Source organism: Bradyrhizobium sp. BRP23, from assembly GCF_020194135.1.
GTDB classification, from domain to species: Bacteria; Pseudomonadota; Alphaproteobacteria; order Rhizobiales; family Xanthobacteraceae; genus Bradyrhizobium; species Bradyrhizobium yuanmingense.
This window is the reverse complement of record NZ_JADYVW010000007.1, coordinates 53725-78272: the sequence shown is the minus strand read 5'-3', so window position 1 is coordinate 78272 and position 24548 is coordinate 53725. Positions and strand designations below refer to the sequence as shown.

Genomic DNA, 24548 nt, shown 5'->3' with positions numbered 1-24548 from the left:
AAAGCATGAATGTCGAACCCCCAGTGCGCGTCGAAGACAAGCTGTATTACAACCGCTATCTTGTCGACATCGGTCATCCTCACGTCAAGGTCCGTGCGCACACGACGCCATCGCCGCAGCTACTTGCACTTTTGAAAGCCTGCCCCGCGCGATGCTACGAGCTCAATGACGACGGCCAGGTCGAGATAACCGTTGACGGCTGCATCGAGTGCGGTACCTGCCGCGTGATCGCCGAGCCCACCGGCGACATCGAATGGAGCCATCCGCGCGGCGGATATGGAGTGCTGTTCAAGTTTGGGTGATGGTGGAAAAAAGGGCGGGCCGTGGTGCGACCGAGGTTAGGCGATAGGATCTCACCGCATGTGTGGCGCATTCCGCGTCAGTTGCACGGCGCCTGGAATTCGAGCAAGACGCTCTTCATGCGGACGCTGCGCAAGACATGATTTGCAGATGTCCCGCTCGTTCGGGAGCCGCAAAGGGCTCGTTGTGGCGTCACTGAGTGGCGCCACAACGCAGTCGATCGTATGGCAGAAGAAGGATCAGCCCCTCGCCCGAGAGGGGGTGGGCCCAGCGGCCTCGATTGCGATCGCCACTGACTGCATGATCGCGGCAAAGCGTACGGCGGTCTGGATCGCTTCGGAACTGACGCCCGCGGCTCTCAGTGTCTTCTCATGGGCATCGATGCAAGCACCGCAGCCGTTTATGGCCGAGACCGCAAGCGACCACAGCTCGAAATCGGACTTGTCGACGCCGGGATTGCCGATGATGTTCATACGCAGCCGTGGCGGCATCGTCTTGTATTGCGAGTTGGAAACGAGGTGAGCGAAGCGGTAGTAAACGTTGTTCATTGCCATGAGGGAGGCTGCGGCTTTTGCTGCGGCGATCGCCACAGATGTCATCACGGCGGCGGCAGCCGATTCGATCGCGGCAATCAGGGCTGCGTTGCGGGTGGCAATAGCGCTCGCCAGCAGCAGCCCGTATTTTTGCTGTGGCGAAAGCGTCTCATCGGCCACCAAGGAGGTCAAGTTAAGCCTGACATCCTTCGCAAAATCTGGAATCCTGTCGCTTAGTTGTTCGATCGACGACATGCTGCCTCAAGCAACCTTCAAGGTTTCGCCGCCGATTTCGCGGTTGCAGGGACAGAGCTCGTCGGTTTGCAGCGCGTCCAAAACGCGGAGCGTGTCCTTAGGACTGCGCCCGACACTGAGATTGGTCGCATAGACGTGCTGGATCGTATTTTGGGGGTCAACAATAAAGGTGTAACGATAAGCAACCCCTTCAGGTGAACGCACGCCAAGACCATCGACGAGCGTTCCCTTTGTGTCTGCAAACTGCCAGATTGGCAGATTGTGCAGGTCGACATGTGAGCGCCGCCAAGCGAGCTTGCAGAACTCGTTGTCAGTCGAACCACCGAGTACAATCGCATCGCGGTCGGCGAATTCCTTGGAGAGCCGCGCAAACTCAGCGATCTCTGTCGGGCAGACGAAGGTAAAATCCTTGGGATAGAAGAAGATGACCTTCCATTTTTCTGCAAAACTCGCCTCGGTCAGCGTCTCGAATGCACTCTGTCCTCCTTCTTCCTGCGCTTGAAAACCTGGCTTCACGCCTGTGATTTCGAACGGCGGCAACTGACTTCCAATTCCGAGCATGCTGTCCTCACAAATTTGCTTTTGTAGATCGTGATTTCACTGTTGAAGCAAACTATATGCCATCCGTTCTCGGGAGTGGATTCCAGCGGCTTTGATACGAGCATGCTCGCGCGCTTGGAGAGTCGATCAGCGCTAAGTTCTGAAAAATCAGTAGCCAAGCGCTTCGCTCCAACTATTTACGATCACAAGGCAGCAGCGTGCCAACGCCCGCGCTGAAGGGTCGCCAGTCGGCAAGGCATTTCTTCGGAACGGCCGTTAGGACTACGCCTCGGGTGATCGCGTCAACGAATTCGGCGCGCAGGCCCCGGCCAGCTGCTTCTTGTCTGGCGAATTTGTTGGTCATGAGAAGATCGAACTTGTTGCGAAGTGCCTGGGAAAGGACAGCTGCGGCCTTGGCAAGCGCATTTGTACCGAGATTACAGGACCTCCGCTGCTGAGTGGCTGGGAGATCGAGATCTCTTGTCCCGTCGCAACGTCGATTGTGATCATGACGTGCGTCACATTTGCGCGCATCGAGTGTCGCTGCACGATGCCGCCGAAGCGTAGGCCTTGCTGCGCGATATCCTGAGCGAACTGGGCGAGTAGCCTATCGGCATCGTCTTTTGGGCGGTAGTGAATTGCCCCCACACTATACGGACCTATCTGATCCAGATCATCGATCACGGCTGGGATCCTGTTGATGTGTTTCTCTTGTCGGGGAATATCTGTCGAGGTTCTCATGCGGGTCGTGGCGGGTGTTGCAAGCACCGCTCGGCAGCCGCAAGCGGAACGGCGCGAGCGACCTCGGCGAATACGTCCGCTCCATCGCTGAGCCGTAGCGCATCAAAGGACCGGCGCGTGATGCGCGCCAAGAGCTACGCCAGAACGGCCAATTTCAACAGTCAGAAGAAGGTGACCTCTGCCTCGTCGAACGGCAGAGAGGCTTTGTGCGTGCCGGAAATACGTTGAGGATAGAGCTTGCACGCGGGCGCTCACACGCAATGCTGACGTCGCCGGCTGCGATGCGGAGCCGCAGCTGCGCGCCCGGTCTAAGCGGCACTCCAGGTATCAGAAGGCGTGCCCCCTCTAGGCGGAGCATGATCAGCCCATAGCGTCCGTAGCCGCCGACCACGGTATCAAGACAGACTGCCGCGTCGCGGCGCCTGGCAAGCGCCGGTTCGCTCTAAACGACATGGAGCGGCCCTGCCGCAGTCATGACGCCATCTTTCATCATGACAAGATGATCGGCAAAACGCTCGATATCAGCGATGTCATGGCTGATGTAGATCATCGGCAGTGGGAGCTGTTCCCGCAGGCGCTCGAGAAATGGTAGGATCTCGCATTTGGCGGAGCGGTCGAGCACAACGAGTGGATCGTCCAGCAAATGCAGCCTAGGCTGGCCTAACAACGCGCCGCCAAGCGCAAGTCGCTGTCGCTCGGCCGCGGAAAGATGCGATGGCGAACGCTCGAGCAGTGGCGCCAAGGCGAGTAATTCGACCACACCATCAAAATCGATCAGTGTCGGTGTCGATTTTGACGCGTTATGTAGAAGGGTGCGCCGTACAGACCAATGAGAGAAAAGAGTTGGTAGCTGGAATACATATGCGACGGGACGCAGATGAGGCGGTCGAAATGTCGTCTCATCCTGCCAAATCTCTCCATCGACCGCACAAAATGCGTTCGGCAGACGCTGCACGCCCGCGATGCAGCGCGCGAGTGTGGTCTTGCCGCACCCGGGCGGACCAAAAGTCGCTGTGACGCCTTTGGCTGGTACGCTGAATTGCGCATCTAGCGGAATGTTTGCGAGAGAGCCGTTGAACGTAACCTCTATATAGCCCGCTTTTGCTTCTCTCATGAACCTGCGCCGGTGCTGTATCTTCCCATCCAAGACACGAGCACAATCACTGCAATGGAGATCATGACCATGCCTCCGAAAATCCAGTCCGTGCCGCTCCAGCACGGCGTCTCTACTCGGGTGAGGGCATAAGGTGCGGCGGCGAACTGCAGAACGGTGTTAAGACCAGAGGCGTCTTCATCTCCCAGCCGCGAGGATTGTGACAATCGGACGCTGCCCGGTTGCGCTTGCCAATGAGACACCTAGCAACGCGACGTTCTCAGCCTGCTTGGCAAAGCCGAGGGCTTCTGCTGAATGTCCAAATGGCCCGGCTTGAGAGGTTTGACGGTAAAGATGTCGGCTCGCGCCAGAGCTGAATACTGGCTCGGGATCAGAAATCCGCATCAAGCCTCCCACAGCGTTGCTAGCCGATTTGAAGTTTGCGCCGGTCGCCATAGTCGTGGCCCCTGCATTCTCGGGTGCGAGCAGCATCAAAGCTAGATCGATCTGGATGAATCGGATAAGCCTCATTGGAACTCCGGCTCCGCCGTCGCGACTGGTTGATCCCTGCCCAGCAATCCGCGTGCCGCTTCAATGAATATCTGCGCGTCTAGCGGTGAAGGAGGCTTTGTATCGGGCTCCACTCGGCGTAAATCGCCGCATGTCATTGTAGGGCTTTGGACGCTCGCGTCACCAACCGCACATGCAGGAGCTACGAAGTGGAAGCTGAGGATGATCGATCGCCTCTTGCATTGGAGATGGTGCTTTGGCGAACATGCGGCCGTAAAACTCGTCAATGATGCACAAGTCCATGTCACCCGATTTGGCGCACCTTCCGGTGTGCGCGGAGGTGAAAGTCGGCAGCGGGGCGCTTGGGAAAAAGGGCTGATGTGAGATGAGATGCTGTGCCCGCGAGCTACGGGAGAACGTCTTCCTGGCCGCACCGGTCGCGGGCGCATCTCAGGCGCGCGGGCCTTTGTTGCAACGCGAGGTGACCCAGGATTGAGCTGCCCAAGTTGGATACTTTTACAGGCTCCGAAGGAATTCTTGCGTCAGCGACGAACCGTTGGGACTCGAGGCTCGCAATTGCAGCCTGCTAAATGCTCCAGCTTGGACCGCGATATCGCCTGATTTCGCTGCGGCAGCGGTATCTTCCTCGCTAATCACAACGCCGCGTGTCGCTATCGTGAAGGCTTATTTGTCTAGGCAAGGTTTTGGGGTTGCAATGGTCCGCGTTGGCAGCATCGGGTAATCGATCTTTGGCAGCTGCCCGGTGAGCGAATTCAGAAACGCTACAATCTCGTCAGATTCTTCATCACTGAGCTTTGCGCCAAGCTGAACCTCACTCATCACGCCAACCGCTTGCTTAAGACTCCAAACCTGACCGGAATGGAAGTAAGGAGGGCGCAACGCGACGTTCCGCAACGGCGCGGAGCGGAAAACATATTCGTCCCCGAGATCCTTGGTGATGGCAAAGCGACCCTTGTCCTCCCTCGGAAGCAGCCTTTCGGCGGGCTTTTCAATCATGCCGAACGGGAAGTATTCTTGTCCACCGACGTTGATTCCGTTGTGGCAAGAGGAGCATCCCTTTGCGATGAATAGCTTTAGCCCAGCTTTCTGCTGATCAGTGAGAGCATATTCATCGCCCTCGAGGTACTGATCGAATGGGGCGGCGGGAGTAATCAAGGTCGCCTCGAAAGCCTCGATGGCCTTGGCGAAATTTTCAAACGTAATTGGCGTCGCATCGTTGGGAAAAGCCTTGCTGAACATAGCGACATAATCGGTCATTGAATTCAATGTTCTGAGCACGCGATCGGGCGTCGCATTCATTTCGATGCTGGCCTGGACAGGGCCCGCGGCCTGCGCCTTAAGATCCGCCGCGCGTCCATCCCAGAACTGCGCCACGTTGAAGACTGCGTTATAGACTGTTGGCGCACGACGTGACCCCAGCTGCCAGCGATGACCAATCGACGTCGGGCCGGCATCTACCCCGCCCGTCCCAAGGTTATGACACGTGTTGCAGCTAATAACCCCGCTCGCCGATCGCCTCGGATCGAAAAACAAGGATTTGCCAAGTGTGACCTTTTCATGGGTAATAGGATTGTCCTTCACCGCTGGAACGGTTGAGGGAATCGGCTTGAAAATGCGCTTGGCGGCGCTCATCAAATCCTCATTGGCGCCTGCTGCTGGCGAAACCAGAATGGCTGAGGCCATAACACTTAACCTGCCGACCCTGGAAAACTCGCGTACCGCTAATCTCCTCATGTGAAGTCTCGCTTTTCTCCTAGATCGTGGATTCGCGAACATAGCCCTCGGTCCCAGAAAGACCTGTAGCAGTCAACGTCGAATGGTGTCTTCCGTGTTCCGGCTAGGCCGCACCAAGGCTGACGTTCTGCCGGTGTTACTAGCAACCGGTGTGCCAGCGGGGCTCAAGGTCGAAGCTGCTGAGCCGGTTTCAAGCAATTGCGCACCGTGAATAGCAGCAGGCCGCATGAGGCTGTCATGGACGGTACGTGGCAGTTGCGACAATCACCACCAGGCAAGGTATCCTGGCCTGTCGGTCCAAACCTCTGTGCTTCTCGGAAAACCCATCTACCGAACTCTTTTGACTCTGCAAATCGGATCGCGAACAAAAGGAGCTGCGTCGACGCAGTTTGTTACTGATCGTCTCGATGCGTGCCCTTTGCGGCTTCAACCGCTTCACTAAGCTAAGCGTCATCCACCAGCATCGGTAACGTTCCTACCCCGGAGGCAGCCGGTCCGGCGCGCAGTTGTCGGGAGTTCGTCCTGCTGCGCCCAATGAGGGCATGCCCGTCTCAGAGCGATTCACACATGCCGGACGACGCTCAAAGTGCTTGAATCGACCGTAGCGTCAGGTTGTAGGCCTTGCGAAGGCAGAACGCCATATTGGGAGCCAGCATCGCCGCACATGCTAAACAGCCGATCTCTGTTGGACCTCCGTGTCTTCGCAACGAGCGTGTTATTCGTGGCGGGACGATGATTCGGGAGGCCGTAATCATTGCGGCTGCCCCGCAACAGCGCGACCATGGCTGCCGAGGCGCCGGTAAACAGATTGAGGAAAGAGTAATAGTTACCGATATGCGGCTTAAGACAGATTTGGTGGGTCATGAGCGACGAATGAGCTGGATTCCCAATGCGCATCGCTGTGCAGCGGCCCTCATTGCGATCGTGATCGCGATCGCAACGGCGTGGTGCACAGGCTACGCTCGCGCGCGAGATCGGCGGGCCGAGGAAGTCTTGACCTCCTGCAGACCGGACGTGATGCGCTTCTGTAACCGCTTTACAGGGCGTGGCGATGCGGACGTGGCCATGTTTTGTCTTAGGGACAATTTCAAGAACTTGCGCGGAGAATGCCGCCGCAGGATGCCAATCGCGGCGGAGAGAAACGACCGACCGAGACGGCGTCTCAACAGGCTTCCGGTCGTCCTCCATCGAGAGTGAGGCGTCCGAGCGGCAGTCGCAGAAATCGAGCGACAGTTAGGTGTTCCAGACTGACGGGAGCCGGAGTTTGGCCCTTGGCCGAAAGTCGATCGGGCTGAAGCATCAGCCTGCCGAGCCGCAGTTCATTTATCAGGGGCACTGAGCTCTGTGAATCGATTCGCCTCGATCAACGATCGATGTGCGCCCACGCGTGTTACGAGGTTGTAATGCGCTCCGAACTTCGATTTCGTACTGCAGCAGTTGCGCTTTATTCTGAGCTGCTGCCATTCGCTGACTTTGAGGCCGTCGTGAGATTGCCATCGGCCTAACTGGTCGGAAGGGGAATCTGCGTAAACTGCAGTGGTTGCGGCCGGACATTTGCAGAAATCCGTGCTGCTCATCATGGTATGGCGTTGTGCCCGGCAACCAAGTATTTTCCGGCAGCTGGCTAAATCGGCTACAACTGGCAAAAGATCGCCGGTATCCTCGCGTTGGATGTTTCTTCAATAGCGGTCTTCCTCAGATTTCTCAGCTGGGAATTAGCCTGGTCTTGACTGGCGGGCTCAAGGTACAGATACAGCTAGGAAGCCTCTTAGCCGCCCATCGACTTCCCGGAGGAACCGCTTGATGCCATTGCGGGGTTCTCGATGGGCGCTTCAGGGGAGTCGCTTCGTCCGATCGTGGTGCTCTTGGCCGAATACACTTTAGGGCTCAAAGTCAAAGGAAACGACGTCGACAAGAGCCGTTCAAAGGCAGAAAGCTGTTCAAGCAGACGCCTCTCAACGGCCTTGCGCTCTGCGTCAGGTAGGTCCCTTTTAAGGAATCGACGGCAGCGCCAGACTTCGTTCCGCAGCCATCTGATCTCACTTAATGTATCATCAATTGAAGTCATCACAGATCTAGTTCACTTCGTCCCTGGGGTATCAAGCATATCTATCGTCACCGAGCGGCCATTCCTTGGCTCCGCATTCCTGCCGAATAGTTGATCCGAGAACTTGCGACCTCCCGCCTGTTCTTCGCGGTAGGCGGCGAGCAGTTGGATGTATGCAACTCTATCAATCAATATCACCCTACACCGCGCGTGTGACGAGAAATCGCGGCAGATCCTCGCGTTTTCACGGCGCCGCGGTCGTGTGCCTTGCACAATTCCAGCGCTCATTGATTGGTGCGCCAACACCGGAGAGCAGTTAAGCCCATGCCCGCCACGCAGACGGCTCAAGCAGGAGCTGGTAACACACAACGCATGTCCCCATGGTCGATGGCAGCGGAATATGCAAGCGTTTGACGGCTTTGTTGCCTGTTCAGGCGCTGGGCGCGACCTGACTTAGGCCAGCAGCTCGCGAGCCCGAACGTAGCGATGTCGACCTCTAGCGGCCCAAGCGGCATAAGGCGATGGCGGCTTCATTGCGAGCTCCGATGGTGGTCGGTCCCGCGCTGCTACGGCCATTCGCAGTCGCTTACCCGATGAATCATCGATGGGCCGAGGTGGACCTCATCAACATAATGGGAAAGCCGCGGTGGTGCGATTTTGAGGAAGGCGAGCCAGGCTGACTGCGATCCACGGCGCGCGCCAGCCAATCAAAGAAACGCACGCGCCGGGATTGGATCCAAGGTAAAATGTCGGCTGGACGCAGTGTCGAGCCAAATGAGCATTCCACAGACAATCATTGCTATCGACATCCGCTGTGCACGCCTCAGAAGACCGATTTATTAGCTTGAATCTCACGTTGCGACAGGTTGTCCGCTTGCTGATGCGTTGACGGCGCAACGCAAATGGAGACCGAGAGGACGGCCTGCTGATTGCTAGTTTTCTCGTTTTGCGGGCGATGGCCAGGAAAGCCATTTCCGTCGTCACACGGGGCGCCGGGCCAGCCATTGCCCCTACACTGATCAGTTGGAGTCGCCAGATCGCAATGATGGAATGATGCAGGCAGCAGAAATATGGTTGACCACAGCCGTAGGCGCTTTTAACGCAACAGCGAAAGCGCGCTGGCTAAACAGCCCGCGCTCGCAAGCAGATACTCCAACGGAATAGCCGGTCACTCCGGCCAGAGGCGATGACCCGCAGCACTGATGCCGCGCAGAACGCTGCGGTGAAAGCTCGGAAGGCCTTATGTCCTTTCAAACCACCCTCACGAGGGCGCTAGGCGAAATCGATTGCGCCGGCGACATCGTTAAATGCTCAACAGTGGTGGTCACGCGCAACAAGCAACTGCGCACCGTCGACCTTTCGATGTTCCGGAAAGGGGCGGCGGTTGAGTTTCAATCTAGATTTCTGGAGTTTCGAGGAAAGCATCCGCGTCGGAAGATCGTGGGCTACGCCACGACATGCAATGCGTTGAGCCGAAAGGCCGGAGGCTAGGCCGGCCAGGACGTTTGCCAGAGAATAGCTTCTCGAGTGTCGCATCTTGACGGCGTTCTGATTGGGAAGGTCGGAATTAGGGCCCCTTCCATATTTGTACCATCATTCGGTCGGCACACTCCAAAAGAGCGGAATGCCGCTGTGGAGCTATCAGAATCGTGCAACTCACGCAATCTGAAGCCGTGCGCGTGTGCTGAGGATAAGCGGTCCGAGCAGGTGAGGTAAACGACCATCTCTCGAAAGCAGAGTTCAACGGGCATGAAGCTGCGATGTTGAAGATGACTGTCCGTCGCAGCGACACTCTATGCGATGTGGTCGCCAAAGGAACTGAACAAAAAATCAGAAGGACTAGGTCTTGAGCCAGGCGGAGAATGACGTCGTCGAGCACATGCTCTCGTCATTGACGACCAGCGTGTTGCAGAATCGTATCGCACCCTCCGAGGAGCAGGTGATGCATCATTTTGGGGTAGCCTGCGAGAGAGTGGGGCTGATTGCGACCGAGGAGATAGCAATACGTATACTGAAACGAGTTTCATGCGAGATCAACAAGTCTCAGTCGATGCTCAAGTTCATTGATCGCGGCGCCGCTCGATTACACTGAGCTCGACATATAAACTCTGTCGCATCAGTGCAGATACAGCCGTCCGGTCATTCAGTCGAACGTGCACGGATCAAGAGCGTCTCATGGGCGCTTGCCTGTCGAGGTCTGCGACGGTAAGCCGAGGGGGATGGCCGGTTCACGTGGCCGATGTCAAAAACGCAAGGAACTCGTCATCGGAGAATTTAACGGGCCCGTGTTGTTAGCATTTGAGTGCGCGCGGGTCTCGTAGCCAAGGGCGAGCGGCGTTAGGCGCGATGGGCTGCAAGCTTTTAAGCTCAGCTATAACACAAGCGTTTGAACGCGGGGAGAAGTGGGGCCGCCTCGCCGCAAGCGACAGCAAAGTTGCCGGCGCAAGCGCGCCGCTGCCGGCGTGCCGGCGCCCGGCATCAGTCGGCCCAGCTCGAATTCATTCGCCTGCGGGGCGCTGAGCCTAAGGTTGAGAAATTGATGGGGACCATTCGCCATTTTGTCGCTCCGCGGTCCGTCAGCTTATCGACAGCTAGCTCTCGTATCATGAACGTCGCTACTCGCTTGCAGGCTCGGCTCAATGGGCACAGATCTGGCAGGCGAGACCAGGGTGGACCTCAACATCAACCGATCCAGGAGGCGAGACTTCGCCCGGGTTCGCTGCACCGTCTGCAGTTCCTCGGTGTCGCAGCAGCGTATTCGCGCCAGTCGTGCGTGACGGCCCCGCTCTGTGATCGCAGCTCATTGCAGTTAGCCGGTGGAGCGCCATCCATGGTTGGGGATTACCGGTTCTAAGATGCGCCGCCCCGGCGAGTTCGCTTAATTTTTGCTACCGAAAAGACGACATCGATGAATGCAGAACAGCTCGGCCCTGGTACTCCTTCCGCAACTTCCAATTCGGAAAGCTCCGAACTGGGCTCTGCGGGCGCATCGCAATGGGGAGAGGCCTTGACGGACGTGCAGGCGTCCGCTGCCGAGGCCACTGCCTGGCAGGAGGAGGTGTTGACGGATTGGGCTGCCGAAGACGGGCAGGGGCAAAATGAGGATCGGCAACAGGCGGTCAGTCGAACGAGGGCTTGGCGGCGCGCGGGTGATATCAACGAGCTGCTAGATCTGTCGTCTCTGTCCCTGACCGCCTTGTCTGCGCCCATTCTGGCCGGGGTGCGCCGCCTGAATGTCGATGACAATCAGCTCAACAGCCTGCCCGAACGCCTACCAGCAACGCTTCAGGAGTTGGACGCCCGCGGTAACCGCCTGACCCAACTGCCCGGGCTTCCAGCAGGGCTCCAGCGTCTGAACGTCGAGTACAATCAGCTGACGGACCTGCCCGAACCTCTTCCCGGCGAGCTCGAATGGCTCAGCGCCAGCCACAACCGGCTGACCAGCCTGCCTGAGACGGTCCCGCCCCAGCTGATATGGCTCGGCGCCAGCAACAACTATCTGACCAACGTACCCGAGACCCTGCTGACGCAGCTAAGCAGTGACTCGAGCGTTGATCTGGAGAATAATCCGCTCGCCGAGCGGGTGCAGGCCGGCTTGGCAACGGCGATGCATGCCGGAGACTATGCCGGCCCTCAGGTTTTCTTCTCAACCGCGGATGGACCGGTGGAAGTTCAGCCGCGGTCCCTGCAAGAGGTTGCCGCGGACTGGCTCGAGGGCGAGCCCACGGCAATGGCCACTTGGCAGCACTTCGCCCATGAACCGGGGGCCGCGGACTATGCACGCTTCCTCGACAGGCTCCGGGGCACGGTGAACTATGGCAACGAGGCGTTCCGCCAAGCGGTCGCCGAAGATTTGCGGCAGGCAGCCGTCAGGCCGCATTTGCGCGAGGAGTATTTCGAGTTGGCTTCGGGAGCGAATGCGAGCTGCGAAGATCGCATTACTTTGGCCTGGAACGGCATGCAGACTGCACGCCTGAACGCTGATGTCGAGGACGGCGTCTATGATGGGCGACTGGGCGAACTGCTCCAGCACGGCCGCGTCATGTTTCGCTTGGAAGCTCTGGACGGAATCGCGCGCGAGAGGGTCAACTCGCTTCGTCGTGCCTATCCCGACGTCGATGAGATCGAGGTCTACCTTGCCTATCAGACCCAGCTGCGGGACGCGCTGGAGCTGCGGCACATCGCTCCCGACATGCGCTTCATGAACGTCTCTCACGTGAGCGAGGACGATGTGGCCAGGGCCGAGGCATCGGTGCGGAACCAGGAAGCCGCGGAATTTCCGGACTATTTAGCAGCGCGCTGGCAACCATGGGAAAGCGTGGTGAGGCGCATCGCACCCGAAGACTATGCTGAAATGCAGGAGCGCCTCGTCGACGCGATGGGCGTACAGTTTCAAACCCGCTTGGATGAGCGACTGGCCGAGCATGGTCTGACAGGCGATGCCGATGCCGAGCGGGTGCTCGGTGCCCAGATACGCAACGAGATCGCCCGCGAGATCAAAAGCGCGGTCATGCACCAGGTGCTCGGGAAACTCGGCATTGAGCTAAGAGCGCCCTCCGACGCAAGGGCCCGTCGATCTGCCTAGTCGTCCGTTAAGAAGGCGAATTGAGCGCGGCGCGACAGCCGAACGTGCGCCATAGCTGGAGCAGGATGAGGCACAAGAGTTCTCTGAGCCAGGCGAGGATGCGGCGGAAGTTGTGGCCCACGGCTGAGAGGATGACGTTAGCCGCATCGCCGGCGCGGCCTTTGAGGTAGCAGCGGCCGAGGTGACCATCGGCCTTCAGGTGTCCGATGATGGGTTCGATGGCGGAGCGGCGGCGCAGCTCGCGCTTGATGACACCGAAGACGCCGCGCTTCTGGCCGGAGATGAAGATCCGTCGGGGATTTTGTGCGTCGTGGCCGCGGTATCCCTTGTCGACATAGGCCCGCTCGATCGCGCAGCCGGTGAGTGTCTCGGTGCGGTCGATGACGTCCCGCAAGGTGTGACCGTCGTACGGGTTATCGGGTAGCGCCCTGGCGTGCAGCACGAACAGGCCCCCGGGAGAACGGCGGTTGTTGGTGACGATGGAGGCTTTGACGCCGAACTCGTAAGGCGCGGCTGCTTTGCCCTTGCCGATGCACTCCATCTCCGGGGCGTGGAAGGAATAAAGCTTGAAGCCGCGCTGGCGCTGCTGCTGCGAGCGGATCTGCGAGGCCCGGCTGAGCGGGAGGGCGAACGTGTTCTCAAGCACAGCCTGACCTTCGATCTTGCGGCGGATATCGCGGATGATCCGGCCCAGTCGGCTGCGCAGGATGCGCAACTGCCGCTGATGCCGCTTGAATTGCTTGGCATGGCCGTAGCGTCCCGCCATCATTGTCGCGGTTTTGGCAATGCGCAGATAGGACTGCCGCAGCTTGACCCCGTGCTTCCTCGCCAGACGGTTGAGCCCCTTGATCGCCGCGTGCAAGAGCTTGGCATCGGTCGGGAAGGTGATCGCCTTCGGCTGCACAGTGGTATCGACTGTGACCCGCTTGATGTCCTGGCTGCGTAACGCGCCGGCCTCGTGTGCCACCCGCAAGCTCTCGGCCAGCAACAGCTCCAGCTTGTCGCCGAGCCGCTTGCGCCAGTGGCTCAGGTCCGAGCGCTCGTGCGGGAATGCGTGCTGGAAGAACTCTTCGCCGGTGAAGTACTGGAAATATGGGGCGTGGACCCAGCGCTCGCACACCCCCTCATCGGACAGCCCGTAAATGTGCTTGAGCAGCAACAGCCCGATCATGAAGCGGCTCGCGATCCCGGGCCGACCATTCTCGCTATAGAGCGGCGCGATCTCGCCGTCGATCCAGTCCCAATCGACCTTGCCGGCGAGCTGAACCAGCTCGTGCTTCATATTGATGATTTGGTCCAGCCTGGCCCGGAACAGATCGCCCGATCCCGTCGTCCTGTGCTCCTTCGGTCGCATCGCCACCTCCGATGCGATGACGGAATCATGGTTGGCGATTCGACGGAATCCCGAAAATGAAATTGCAAGGTTCCGACGCCCGAAGCATCAAACCCCTGCAAACGCAAAACAGTCCACAACGACAAATGCGATTCTAGCTCAATCGGAGCCACTCTTCACGGACGACTGCCTAGCTGCTCACAAGGTCAAGACAGTCATCGATCCTTTCGAGGACGGGCGTGTCTACTTGCGGCATCCGGCGAATGAGCTGACGTCAATTACCGGTCGCGCGGTCCGTGCGGACGATCACGGTAAAGATGCGCGATCCAAGCGAAGAGTCGTATACCGCAATTCATGCGTTCGCGTTGCGAACGCCATTGAAGTCATTGGTCAACGACCACTCATAGGCCGGACGAATAGATGGCGAGCAGACCGAAATCTCAAGTGGTCCTTGTGAAACGTAGGCTATCGATATCCGTCCCCCGCGATCGATAGGACCCTCGCAGCATCACACTCAAGTCCAGATCGCGAAACATGCTGTAATTCCGTCGGATCCATTGATGCAGCTCGGTGGACCAGTCCTTCTCGTTGCGCAGATATCCCGTGAAGGAAAAGCCAAGACGGTCTATATATCTCTTGAGGAACAGCGGAAGTGCGGGAATCCGAATCACCCGCTCGCCATCCATCGGATCAGGTAATCCGCCGCGCAGCACGAATTCATTGTGGACGGTGACCAGCGACGCCGGCGGAATTCGCCGGCGCAGCATTTCATAACCGCGAAAGGAGATACGGTCTGCGCCCGCGACGTAGAGGATGATAGGGGCGACATAGCAGCGCGCCGTCTCCTTCATGAAGCCAATCTCCTCGCACATCTTGAAGAATTCGTCGAAGGCGTGAAATCCGAGATCAATCACCTTGGGTACCCGATCGTGGATGATAAGAGGGTCCATCAGCTGCATCTTGCCGTAAGTGTCGATCACATCCGCGGTTTCCGTGATGTTGGGGAGGTAGTCGAGCAACGATGGCTCTTTCAAGTTGACATCAAACGACAGCGCTGTGCCGTTTTTCAGCAGCAAGAACTCGCTCATCGCCCGAGCGATGAGGGTTTTACCGACCTGCGGGCTAGGAGAGCAGATAATGTAGATTGGGGTCGCTAACATAGCCAGCAGATCAATTTCGTTTCGTACGTGGGCCCGGCCTGAGCTCGCCGAATATGCGATTACTTCTCGCCGGCACGGGTGGCGGACTTGGCGCCGGCCAATTCCGTCAAGTTGATGCGATCAAATTCGTTCCAGACATTTGCCAGCCAGTGCCGGACATAGCCGCGCAGCACGAAGGAGTTGTTCGCAGGTTCATCGTTCCGCCCCTTGTTTGCGACGAAGTCTATGAATGGGACGGATGCGACTTCCACCTGCTCATAGGCCATCTCGTTAAGCTTCGGTATGACCAACTCGGTCGCATGTTTGATGCGGTGAAAATAGGAATTGTATGTCGCTTGATCCCACTGGAAGAATTGAGTGTCGTTGATGAAGTTCTTGACTAGGTAGTACTTCGCGCCGCTCATAAAGGTCGCGGTTTCCGCGATCTCGTCTAGCGAGGCGATGGACGATCCCAGGATATGGAACACGGCGAATGTTATCTGGCCAGACCGCGCCGAGTCCAGAAATCCGATGTCGCGCAAGGAAGCCAGCGCAGAGGACAGTAAGCCTGCGCGAGCATCGATGACAGTGACGGACAGCCCTGAGTTCAGGGTATCGAAGATCTTCATCTGGTCCGCCGTCGTCGTCATGTCGACGATCTCGGTGATCTCGGGATAAAAGCGCTTCAGCGTTCCCCGCGGCGACTCCGTGTCAAATGCGCGTGTTTGCACGTTGTTGACGCTGAAGTAGTCCAGTAGCGTTCGTGATACGGTCGTCTTGCCGACACCTCCCTTGTCCGCACCGACCACAATTACAACTGGCTTCACCATGGAAATCTCCTGAGACACTCGCTATCGCGGCGCGCAAAGTACGCAACCGGCGCGTCTCTGCTTTGGGTGCGAACATGGCAGAAAGAAGGGGCAATGAACCTTCGATGCGAGAGCTCTGCAACCGATGAACGTTTTCAACATCAAGCGAGTGACGTCCTTGGATCGCAACGACGATGCAGGCCGAAAATGGAGAGTAAATCACTTGTACTGGTGATCTACGTGAGGTTTGTAAACGGCTGGAATGCGCGTCACCAAGTATCAACGGCTGCCTGTGGTGATCGTGGCGATTGCCATAGGATATCTATCGCTGCTGCTATGATTGGCATGAAGCGGCCGAATCTTACGTAGCGTCAGATTGCGAGCTCGGTGGAAGCGCAATCGAGGCGGTGCTACGCGGTCCAACTATGACTTGGCAGATCATCAAAGGTATGCTGGATCAGATCGTCGTCTTTTCGGCAGACAGCGAAGTGGCTGGTCAATCACTGAGAGATGACCCTGAACGACCGAACTCTCACTCTGCTGAAGAATATCGAGATATGCGAGCGCTGATGCTGACGCAAACAGCAAGCATGCATCTGTTCGCGCCGAGGCGAGGTATCGTGTCATGGGAACAGGATCGAAGGGTGCACGGGGCTCGCCGGCCGATGGCGGTGACGAAGCGATATCGAGGACGCTTCGTCAAAAGAAAGTCGGCGTCGAGCGACCGGGACGATCTTTGTCTTGGGCACAGATTTCGCCGATGAGGCTACGTGCAGGTCGAGAAGAATCTGCAGGGAATGAACGATGGCCTGGCGCGTGCGCGCTCTCGCTGGGGGGGGCGGCAGACGGTGTACATTACACTTTTGAAGCGCCCACTCTGACCACCTTTTTGATTTGCTAGGCAAGCCCGCCGGTGCGAGATGCGCGTCCAGTTCTCGTTTCTTCTGGTCGGTCGCGCTTTAGATAATTGGTCTGCATATTCGGCCTGGGCGTAAAGCCACGTCATGCTCACCTTCATATCCTTCATGGGGCAACCACCGAAGCTTTGTTAGGCCCCTAGAGCTCTAGGCGGCATCGATCCCGCTGGCGCCACGGTACGCACGCCAGCCGACCAGGGTAACGCAACTCGAGCACAACTGAATGCGATCAAGGCGGATGCTTACTGCAACAATCGAGGGAGGGGTGGAAAACAGGAAGTATCGACCTCATTGCTGCCGCCGAAGGCCGCGGAAAGTAGCGATCCCCTGCCGCCGCGAAGAGCTCCGATCCGGCGATCGCTGGTCAGGCCGGAAATGAAAAGAAATTAAGAACAAGCTATTTGGTAAGCGGTTATCTCCACGTCTGTGCCATTCCTCCAATGGCACGACCACAGTGAAAGCTCTGCCTCAGCGTAGCCCCCGCCGAGGCCGTCTTGCTTGGTGATGGCTCTATTTTTGCATTTCGCTACGCTGAAGACTTCACGCCGGACTGCCGCCTTGTTTGGCAAAGCGATTGAGCAAAAGCGGCACTCGAGCGGCCGCATGGTAACTGCCCGATGATCGAATATCTCCGCGAGCTAAAGGCGGGGGCTAGACACTCTGCGCGCAACAGGGAGGCGCTTGCTAAGCGCCTGGGCTGCTAGAAAGTCAATTCGGTGGCGCCGTCGGGGCGGCGCCTAGCTGCTCGGCGCCTGGCGGGGGTGTTGTCCCCGCTGGCATGGTGTTCGGCCGCGCTGCGTCCTTTGGGGAGCGGCCGACGATAATTGTGAGCAGACCCCCGCCCCACAGCCGCTGCGCTGCTCTCTTGGCGTCCTCCAAACGTCACCAAATCGACCATGGTGTTGTGCTTTTCGAAATAGTCGATGGGCAGCTTGTCAAGCTGACGCTGCAGCAGCGTTCGTGCCAGCTTTGATGATGTGTTGAGAGCCAGCGCTTGCGAGCCCTTCAGGTAGGACTTTGCATCATCGAGCTCCTGCTGAGTCGGTCCTTCCTCGGCGACGTGGCGGACCTGCTTCTCGATTTCTTCGACCGTTTCGTCGGCACGATCGGCGCAGGTGGCGCTATTGCCGAGAAACATGGCTGAATGATCCAGCGGACCAGGTTCTCACGGATCGAATAGACCAGTCCGCGCTTCTCGCGGACTTCGCGGAACAGGCGCGAAGTCAGGCCGGCGCCGCTGGGGACGTCGCCTCCGAGGAAATCCGCTCGATGGTCAAGGAGAGGTTTGGCGCGCCAACCATCAGGTGAACGGCTCGCTGAGCAGATGGTGGCGGCGGCGACAATGCGCACGACGCGTCAGGACAACTTGGCGTCAACTGATAGAATGGTAAACTTGCAGAAAAGGTGGATTGATCGGCGATGTGACGCCGGTGCAACTTTCGCCAGGCTCGCTGCACACATCTCGCTCTACACGATGAGTGGCTTGGCAATATTTCTCATGGTCGCGAGGCGGGAGTCGGCGAGCAACTCCTTGGAGTAAACTGCGCCGAAATAGTCCAGCAGGAAGGTGCCAGAATAGCGTAGATTATCCGACGCGCGGATTAGGTTATCGAGAATTGTGGCGGCTTGGTCGATGCGGTCGCGATAGCGTGCGCGGATAACGTTAACCGCGTTCATCGAGTGGACCGCCTCGTCGGCAATAACCTCCCGCAGCCAATGATGGAACGTGTTGTTCCCAAGGGCATCATAAAATGGCTTTTCTGCTGCATAGGCGCGGCAAGTGCACATCTCATCAAACGCGATTATAACCATTAAGGAGAATTCGTCCTTCAGGTGTTCAACGATCGCACCAAAATCATGCGTGCGGGCGTCCAATCTCGCCCGAAGATCCTTTTCCGACCCGTTAGCGACAAGTTCAATGATTCGGATGAATCCGTCGGTGTGGCGCCGTTCGTCAATCGCCCAAGCGTTGAAGAATGCCGCAGCTTCATCGGAAGCAATAAGATTTCGCGCCACTAATTCTTGTTTCAGATACCGGGCGTCATCTTCTGTGTACAGATCTGGCCACAATTTGTCCCAACGTGCGCGGACAGCCGACGGCTCGGCGGCGAACATCGCTGGCGTAAGAGCATCGAATAATTCTTTTGGACTCCAGTTCCGTCGAAACGGCGTGATCATCAGTGCCCCTAATCGCGTACCGTCCGAGCGCTCCGGCGCAACATTTGTCATCTGTTGTCAGCCGTACGCTCGCACGGCATATGCTACAAACAAACAAGAGAGCCGTCGTCTCCTTGTTTTGGTAGGCTGATGGCCAGAGGCCTTTCGGCTGGCTGACGCGTCCGCTTGAATGGCGCAGTAGCCTTTCGTGATGCACACGGCCGCAAAAACCGGGGACACTCGTCATTGCTAGTCGCCGGTGCAACACGGCCTCACCTGACTCTGGCGGCGCCGCCATGCTGACAGGCACCATAGTTTCAGCAGATCCACGACGCCGCCTGTTGAGGGGGAGGACTGCGGCACGTTTTGAAGCACAATGAGCGGCACACGTGGCATCGGATGGGAGGCCGGGGCGTCAATCGGATGTGGACCAAGGGGTGGTTAGTCTACGTCCCAGGAGATCCCGGCCGTTAGCCTCGTTCGCATAGTCTTTCTTATTTTTCGGAACTTGCGGCGATACTACTTGAGATGAGCATCGATGAGTATCTCTGGCCTTCTTCGATTTCGCTTAATGAATCCCTGTGCACTCCCGCCGTGCAAGCGCACTGCTAGAGCGTTAGCCGATCAAGTTGCGAGTAGCCTGCGACGGCGAAGTAGTTTGTGGATTCTGCGGGCGTATAGGTATCGATGATGCGCCCAACAGCATCCCAGAGGCCGCCGACGGTGCGTTCGGCGGCCTCTCGCAAATTTGCTGTGAGCTTGGCGAAGGCATTTTCGATTGGGATTGAGGTCGGGACTGTACGGGCGGAAGAAAGAGAAGCGTAGCGCCGGCCGCCGCGAGCACCTCCCGTATGCGCGGCCCTTTGTGGCTGGAGAGGTTGATGGGGTGGACGCCCCCTCACGCCATCGCTGTGCCAAAGTGGTGTCGTTGACCATCACTTGAACGGAGGCGTCCATGTCGGAAGTTAGCATAATCGGGTTGGATCTGGCGAAGAATGTGTTCCAGATGCACGGCGCGGATGCATCGGGAACCGTACTTTTCCGCAAGAAGCTGCGCCGGGACCAGGTGCTCAAATTTCTTGCCGCGCAGCCGATTTGCACGGTCGCCATGGAAGCCTGCGCCAGCAGCCATTACTGGGCGCGCGAGATCGGAAAATTGGGGCATGCGGTGCGACTCATCGCGCCAGACTATGTAAAGCCTTTCGTGAAACGGCAGAAGAATGATGCCGCCGATGCGGAAGCGATCTGCGAAGCCGTCCAGCGGCCGACGATGCGTTTCGTGGCGTGAAGAGCGAAGAGCAGCAGGCGGCGGCCGTTGTGTTTCGCGCCCGCGACCTCCTGGTGCGTCAGCGCACCCAAACCATCAATGCGACCCGCGGCCATCTGGCCGAATTTGGGATGGTGGTTGCGCAAGGCCCCTTTCATGTTGCCAAACCTATGTCCGCGATCGACGACCGACATTCCTGAGTTGGCCAGAGCGATCCTGCGGCTACTCGCCGAGCAGTTGCGATCACTGGGCGAGAGGGTGGCGCTGCTCGACCGATAGCTCGCCCGACGCGCCAAGGAGGATGTCGAAGCGAAGCGGCTGATGACAATCCCAGGAATCGGGCCGATCACGGCGACGGCGCTCTTTGCCCTGGCACCGACGGCGCAGGCCTTCAAGAGGGGACGCGACTTTGCGGCCTGGCTGGGGCTCACCCCGCTGCAGCGCTCCACCGGCGGAAAGCAGAAGCTCGGCGAGACATCCCGCATGGGCGAACGAACCCTGCGCCGACTACTGATCATTGGCGCGAGCGCGGCCGTGCGCTGGGCAATGCGCAAAGGCTCGACAGCAAATCCTTGGCTTGCGCGCATGCTTGCCCGCAAGCCGCCCATGCTGGTGATCGTCGCCCTCGCCAACAAGACCGCGCGCATCGTCTAGGCATTGTTGGCGAGAGGCGGAACTTATCGGGTTCCGGCTGCGGCGAAGTAGCTCCGCGGCAGGGACCGTGAGAGTGTGAGAAGGTCAACCGGAGAGTATGGCGCAACGGTTAACGAGACGGGATCGGGAAAACCAGATCATGGATACGCGCCTCGAGCACGCGAGGCTGAATTGGACCAGTTGGGCGTCTGGCGGAAGCATCGGGGATGAGCACCTTTTCGACATAGGTCTCAGAGGCATCGCGGTTGATCGGGCCATCGAGTACCCAGGGGGCGATGATGCCGCGGTTGGTAGAGCGGCTACGCAAGTTATTGTTTTCCAGTGGCCGTGAGGGACGCTGGCCCGCAGGCGTTCTCCGCGCGGGTCAGTCGGAGCGTTGCGGACGGCAAGGAGTTGACGGCAGAGGACGATTTTATCGTTGCGCCCGCCATTGGCGAGGAAGCCATAGTGGCGGATGCGATGGAAGCCGTCCGGCAGGGTGTGCAGGAGAAAGCGACGAATGAACTCACCGGCATTAAGGGTCATCACTTTGGCTTTACGATTCTGCCGAAAGTCCTTCCAGGCAAAGCTCACCTTGTCGTCGGCAAGCGAGATCAGCCGACTGTTGGCGATGGCGACGCGATGCGTATAGCGGCTGAGACAAGCCAGCACCTGTTCGGGCCCGCCGAATGGCGGCTTGGCGTAGACGACCCAGTCGGTCCGTCGAAGTTGGGCGAGGCGCTCGGCGAATGCGGCGGGATCGGCGAGATGGACGAGATCGCCAAAGAAACCCAGCTGACCAGCCGCGAAATCAGCTTGCAGCTCTTGCAGAAACAGGCGGCGGAACAGCCGGGAGAGGACGCGCACCGGCAGGAAGAAGCCGGGCCGGCAAGCGACCCAGTGTGTGCCGTCGAGTGAAGGTCCACCACCAGGTACGACGCAGTGGATATGCGGATGGTGTTGCAGGGGCTGACCCCAAGTATGGAGGACGGCGGTCACACCGAGCTGAGCGCCGAGATGCTTGGGGTCGGCCGCGATGGTGGTGAGCGTCTCGGCCGCGCAGCGGAACAGAATGGCATAGACCACCGCCTTGTTCTGGAAAGCAATCTCTCTGGCCGGCGCCGGCAAGGTGAAGACGACGTGGAAGTATGGCACGGGAAGGAGTTCGGCTTGTCGCTCGGCAGGCCATTGCGCGCGCGCCGAGCCCTGGCACTTCGGGCAATGCCGATTGCGACAGGAGTTGTAGGCGATGCGGGTGGCACCGCAGTCGTCGCATTGCTCGACGTGGCCGCCAAGCACAGCCGTCCGGCATGCCGTGATCGCGCCCATGACGCGCCGCTCGACGCGGCCCAGATGCCCGGCACGGGCTTGCCGAAATTGCTTCGCCGTAGCGGCGGAAGATATCTGCCACTTCCAGAACCGGAGCCATCAGGTCCGCTCAGCCGGGCGGCACGACCTCCAGGCGGAGCCGGTCAAGTGGACTTGGGGTATTGCTGATGGTCTTTGTGGCGACTTGGGTATAGCGCGCCGTGCTGGCCACACTGGCATGGCCGAGCAGCACCTGGATGATGCGTACGTCGGCCCCGTTCTCCAGCAGATGGGTCGCGAATGTGTGCCGAAGCGTATGCACTGTCACCGACTTGCTCAAGCCGGCCGCAGCACAGGCTGAGCGGCAGGCGGCGTGCAGCACATTTGGGACGAGCGGACGCTCGTCGTCGCGGCGGGGAAATAGCCATCGTTTTGGCCGAGTGAGCCGCCAATATGTCCGCAGAATCCTCAAAAGCTGCGGCGAGAGCATTACGTAACGGTCCTTGCCGCCCTTGCCGTGCTCGACCCGGATCAACATCCGTTGGCTGTCAATGTCGACAACCTTCAAGAGGACCACTTCCGATACGCGCAAGCCTGCGGCATAGACAGTGGTCAACGCGGTACGGCTCTTGAGGCTCGGGATTGCTTCCAGGAAGCGGACGACCTCGTCGGCGCTCAGCACGACCGGCAGTTTGCGCGGTTTACGCGCATAGGCGATGCGCTTCGGAACGGTGTCATGACCAAGCGTCACAGCGTAGAAGAACCGCAGTGCGCAGACGATCTGGTTCAGCGCCGGCCAAGACATCCCCGTCGCAACCAGATGAACCTGGAAGGCGCGGATATCCTCCAGGTCGAGGCGGTCGGGAGAACGACCGAAATACCGGCTCAACTTCGCTACGGCGTTGAGGTAGGATTGCTGCGTCGCCGGCGACAGATTGCGGACCGTCATGTCCTCGATCATGCGGCGGCGAAGCGGGCTGATCTCAGCCATCGGAAAACCTCCTGTCTAAAGGGTTGGGCTTCGAAAACCCGCAATCCTCTCAGACAGGAGGCAATCCTTGCTATGCCTCCCTACATGCCGCGCCAGCGGCTTCGTTCAATCCCCGACGATTCAGTCAGATGGCCTAACGCTCTAAATCAAGTAAACCGAGCCGCGGAAGGTTATGCGATTACCTACACGACCTGGTAGATCGCCTAGGGTTGCGAGATTAAGAGGATCTGTCTCTAAGCAGCATTTCGGTTGTCGACCGGCGAGGTAAACAACTGCTCAGTCTCGCTAGCGTCGATGAGACGGAGGAAGTCACAGTTGCGTGCCGTTTGCTGTTTATGGAGGCAAAGGGATGCCGACAAAGCATCGGCCCTCTTCGTCCTTCAAATCACCAATAAACGGATTACTCATTACTTCTGAGGATTCGAAGACAGGCCAGATCACAGTCGTCTGATTGAGATTGCAAGCCGAAACGTGCTTCGTTGCCGTTAGCTATTTCTACATTCCGCTATCCAACCAATAAACTGAGACAACGGGGTGCAGAAGCGCCCGGATGGAGCACTGCCGAGCCGGGTGGATGTGCGCCTTGTGGAAGACGTTCATTATCGGTCCCCCTCATGCCGACAAGATTCTGCCAACCATTCACGCCTTCCACTCCGACTGCTAACGGATCGAAAACGGTTTTCGAGCAAGTTCTTGCCCGGGATAGCAGGGGAGGAGATCCACACATGACCGGACTGGCCGTTATGGAAAACGTGCGCCGCTATCGCGCGATAGCTTCGTTGTGCCGTCAGTCCGCCGCATTTCGGCCAATCCAACGGGACTCATTACTAGTGCAAGCTGCGGAATGGGAGGAACGCGCGATCGCGGAGCTCGAGAGATACTTTAGTTCCTCGGCCGCATGTTTTCGTTAACGGCAGCGGGCGCTTCGCAGATTTACGATCGAACAATAAGTAAGGTTCACGAGGGAGAACGGTGGCCAGGTGATCCGGTTGCGCAAGCCAGCCGTCGTGAAATCATGTCGGCGTTGGCGCTACTGTCTTCAGCTGCGGCAAAGATACAAGCTGCCTGCTGGCGCATTTGGCATCTTTGTTTCTTGTTCCACTTGTTGCCCTGCTTGGCGGGATCAAGCGCCATCATCGAGTCGCTTACCTCAGCAAAACCAAACGCTGCTGCGCGAGCTTTCGCTGGGCGATTGGATGAGGACGAGCGGTTCGTCGCCATTGAGCCGGAGCTGACGTTCCAGGAGGATATCGCCTGGGTTGTTGGCCAACGGTGAGTGACGCTGAGATCTATCGTCGAGGTGCTTTCATCTCATCCAGCAAACTGAAGACTTTGAGATATCAACCCTGGCGGCTTGGAAATGAGCGAGTACGGCGGGGTTGCCATCGAAGATCGACCCGGAGGAAGAATTCGATAGCGCCGAATTCTTAGTAGAGACTATGTCCTGGAAACGTTTGGCCATCAGTTCAGTACGAGACATTGTTCGTGAGTCACCTCATTCATCCGTCGCGGATACACTTGGCGTGTGGTTGGGTTACTGATCCTGGTTATACATGTCGGTTTCATTGTACGAAATGATGTCGCTTCGCAGGATATTTACGTCTTGAGCCTCCACGGCGGCTAATAATCCGCTAG

14 protein-coding genes and 6 pseudogenes are annotated in these 24548 nt (G+C 58.3%); 6 read left to right on the top strand and 14 right to left on the bottom strand.

The window, feature by feature from the left end; translation table 11 throughout:
• Window positions 1-5 precede the first annotated feature (5 nt).
• The gene (locus I6F24_RS20255; protein ID WP_027571403.1) at window positions 6-302 is read left to right on the top strand and encodes a ferredoxin family protein; all 297 of its coding nucleotides are present in this window, start codon (window positions 6-8) and stop codon (window positions 300-302) included.
• A 237-nt stretch (window positions 303-539) separates the two neighbouring features.
• On the opposite strand, the gene I6F24_RS20250 is transcribed toward I6F24_RS20255, so the two are convergent.
• The 4 genes and pseudogenes from I6F24_RS20250 to I6F24_RS20235 form a co-directional block, all read right to left on the bottom strand.
• Window positions 540-1088, bottom strand: coding sequence for a carboxymuconolactone decarboxylase family protein (locus I6F24_RS20250; RefSeq protein ID WP_225129542.1), 549 nt, complete (start codon window positions 1086-1088; stop codon window positions 540-542).
• Window positions 1089-1094: 6 nt separating this feature from the next.
• Entirely contained in the window at window positions 1095-1649 is a 555-nt protein-coding gene (locus tag I6F24_RS20245) for a peroxiredoxin (RefSeq protein ID WP_225129540.1), read from the bottom strand.
• A 172-nt stretch (window positions 1650-1821) separates the two neighbouring features.
• Window positions 1822-2369, bottom strand: a pseudogene (locus I6F24_RS20240) (DUF2478 domain-containing protein).
• A 442-nt stretch (window positions 2370-2811) separates the two neighbouring features.
• Window positions 2812-3483, bottom strand: a complete 672-nt coding sequence (locus tag I6F24_RS20235; protein WP_225129538.1) for an ATP-binding cassette domain-containing protein — start codon at window positions 3481-3483, stop codon at window positions 2812-2814.
• A gap of 711 nt (window positions 3484-4194) precedes the next feature.
• Here I6F24_RS20235 and I6F24_RS20230 point away from each other — a divergent pair.
• A complete protein-coding gene (locus tag I6F24_RS20230) occupies window positions 4195-4356 on the top strand; it encodes a hypothetical protein (protein WP_225129537.1) in 162 nt (53 codons plus the stop codon).
• Window positions 4357-4656: 300 nt separating this feature from the next.
• Here I6F24_RS20230 and I6F24_RS20225 read toward each other — a convergent pair whose 3' ends face one another.
• The gene (locus I6F24_RS20225) at window positions 4657-5727 is read right to left on the bottom strand and encodes a cytochrome-c peroxidase (RefSeq protein WP_225129535.1); all 1071 of its coding nucleotides are present in this window, start codon (window positions 5725-5727) and stop codon (window positions 4657-4659) included.
• 3893 nt (window positions 5728-9620) lie between these two features.
• On the opposite strand from I6F24_RS20225, the gene I6F24_RS20220 reads away from it, so the two are divergent.
• Window positions 9621-9866 carry a hypothetical protein gene (locus I6F24_RS20220; RefSeq protein WP_225129534.1) on the top strand — a complete coding sequence of 82 codons (246 nt, stop codon included), beginning with the start codon at window positions 9621-9623 and terminating at the stop codon, window positions 9864-9866.
• Window positions 9867-10790: 924 nt separating this feature from the next.
• Window positions 10791-12359 carry an NEL-type E3 ubiquitin ligase domain-containing protein gene (locus I6F24_RS20215; RefSeq protein WP_225129640.1) on the top strand — a complete coding sequence of 523 codons (1569 nt, stop codon included), beginning with the start codon at window positions 10791-10793 and terminating at the stop codon, window positions 12357-12359.
• A gap of 7 nt (window positions 12360-12366) precedes the next feature.
• Here I6F24_RS20215 and I6F24_RS20210 read toward each other — a convergent pair whose 3' ends face one another.
• The 6 genes and pseudogenes from I6F24_RS20210 to I6F24_RS20185 all read right to left on the bottom strand — a co-directional run.
• Window positions 12367-13713, bottom strand: a complete 1347-nt coding sequence (locus tag I6F24_RS20210) for an IS5 family transposase (protein WP_225129532.1) — start codon at window positions 13711-13713, stop codon at window positions 12367-12369.
• Between the two features lie 419 nt (window positions 13714-14132).
• Window positions 14133-14852 carry a hypothetical protein gene (locus I6F24_RS20205; protein ID WP_225129530.1) on the bottom strand — a complete coding sequence of 240 codons (720 nt, stop codon included), beginning with the start codon at window positions 14850-14852 and terminating at the stop codon, window positions 14133-14135.
• 59 nt (window positions 14853-14911) lie between these two features.
• Entirely contained in the window at window positions 14912-15661 is a 750-nt protein-coding gene (locus tag I6F24_RS20200) for a hypothetical protein (protein ID WP_225129528.1), read from the bottom strand.
• Between the two features lie 1604 nt (window positions 15662-17265).
• Window positions 17266-17793: pseudogene (locus tag I6F24_RS20195) on the bottom strand (insulinase family protein); the annotation flags it as partial.
• 231 nt (window positions 17794-18024) lie between these two features.
• Window positions 18025-18735 carry a hypothetical protein gene (locus tag I6F24_RS20190; protein WP_225129526.1) on the bottom strand — a complete coding sequence of 237 codons (711 nt, stop codon included), beginning with the start codon at window positions 18733-18735 and terminating at the stop codon, window positions 18025-18027.
• A gap of 587 nt (window positions 18736-19322) precedes the next feature.
• Window positions 19323-19597, bottom strand: a pseudogene (locus I6F24_RS20185) (IS630 family transposase); the annotation flags it as partial.
• A 72-nt stretch (window positions 19598-19669) separates the two neighbouring features.
• Between I6F24_RS20185 and I6F24_RS20180 the strand changes: the two are divergent.
• Window positions 19670-20635, top strand: a pseudogene (locus I6F24_RS20180) (IS110 family transposase).
• A 199-nt stretch (window positions 20636-20834) separates the two neighbouring features.
• Here the strand turns inward: I6F24_RS20180 and I6F24_RS20175 are convergent.
• The 3 genes and pseudogenes from I6F24_RS20175 to I6F24_RS20165 all read right to left on the bottom strand — a co-directional run.
• Window positions 20835-20995, bottom strand: a pseudogene (locus I6F24_RS20175) (IS630 family transposase); the annotation flags it as partial.
• 69 nt (window positions 20996-21064) lie between these two features.
• Window positions 21065-22046: pseudogene (locus tag I6F24_RS20170) on the bottom strand (IS91 family transposase); the annotation flags it as partial.
• 6 nt (window positions 22047-22052) lie between these two features.
• Complete coding sequence (locus I6F24_RS20165; protein WP_225129524.1) at window positions 22053-22913, bottom strand: site-specific integrase; 861 nt, start codon at window positions 22911-22913, stop codon at window positions 22053-22055.
• 725 nt (window positions 22914-23638) lie between these two features.
• Between I6F24_RS20165 and I6F24_RS20160 the strand changes: the two genes are divergently transcribed.
• Window positions 23639-23824, top strand: coding sequence for a hypothetical protein (locus I6F24_RS20160; protein WP_225129522.1), 186 nt, complete (start codon window positions 23639-23641; stop codon window positions 23822-23824).
• The last annotated feature ends 724 nt before the right edge of the window (window positions 23825-24548 follow it).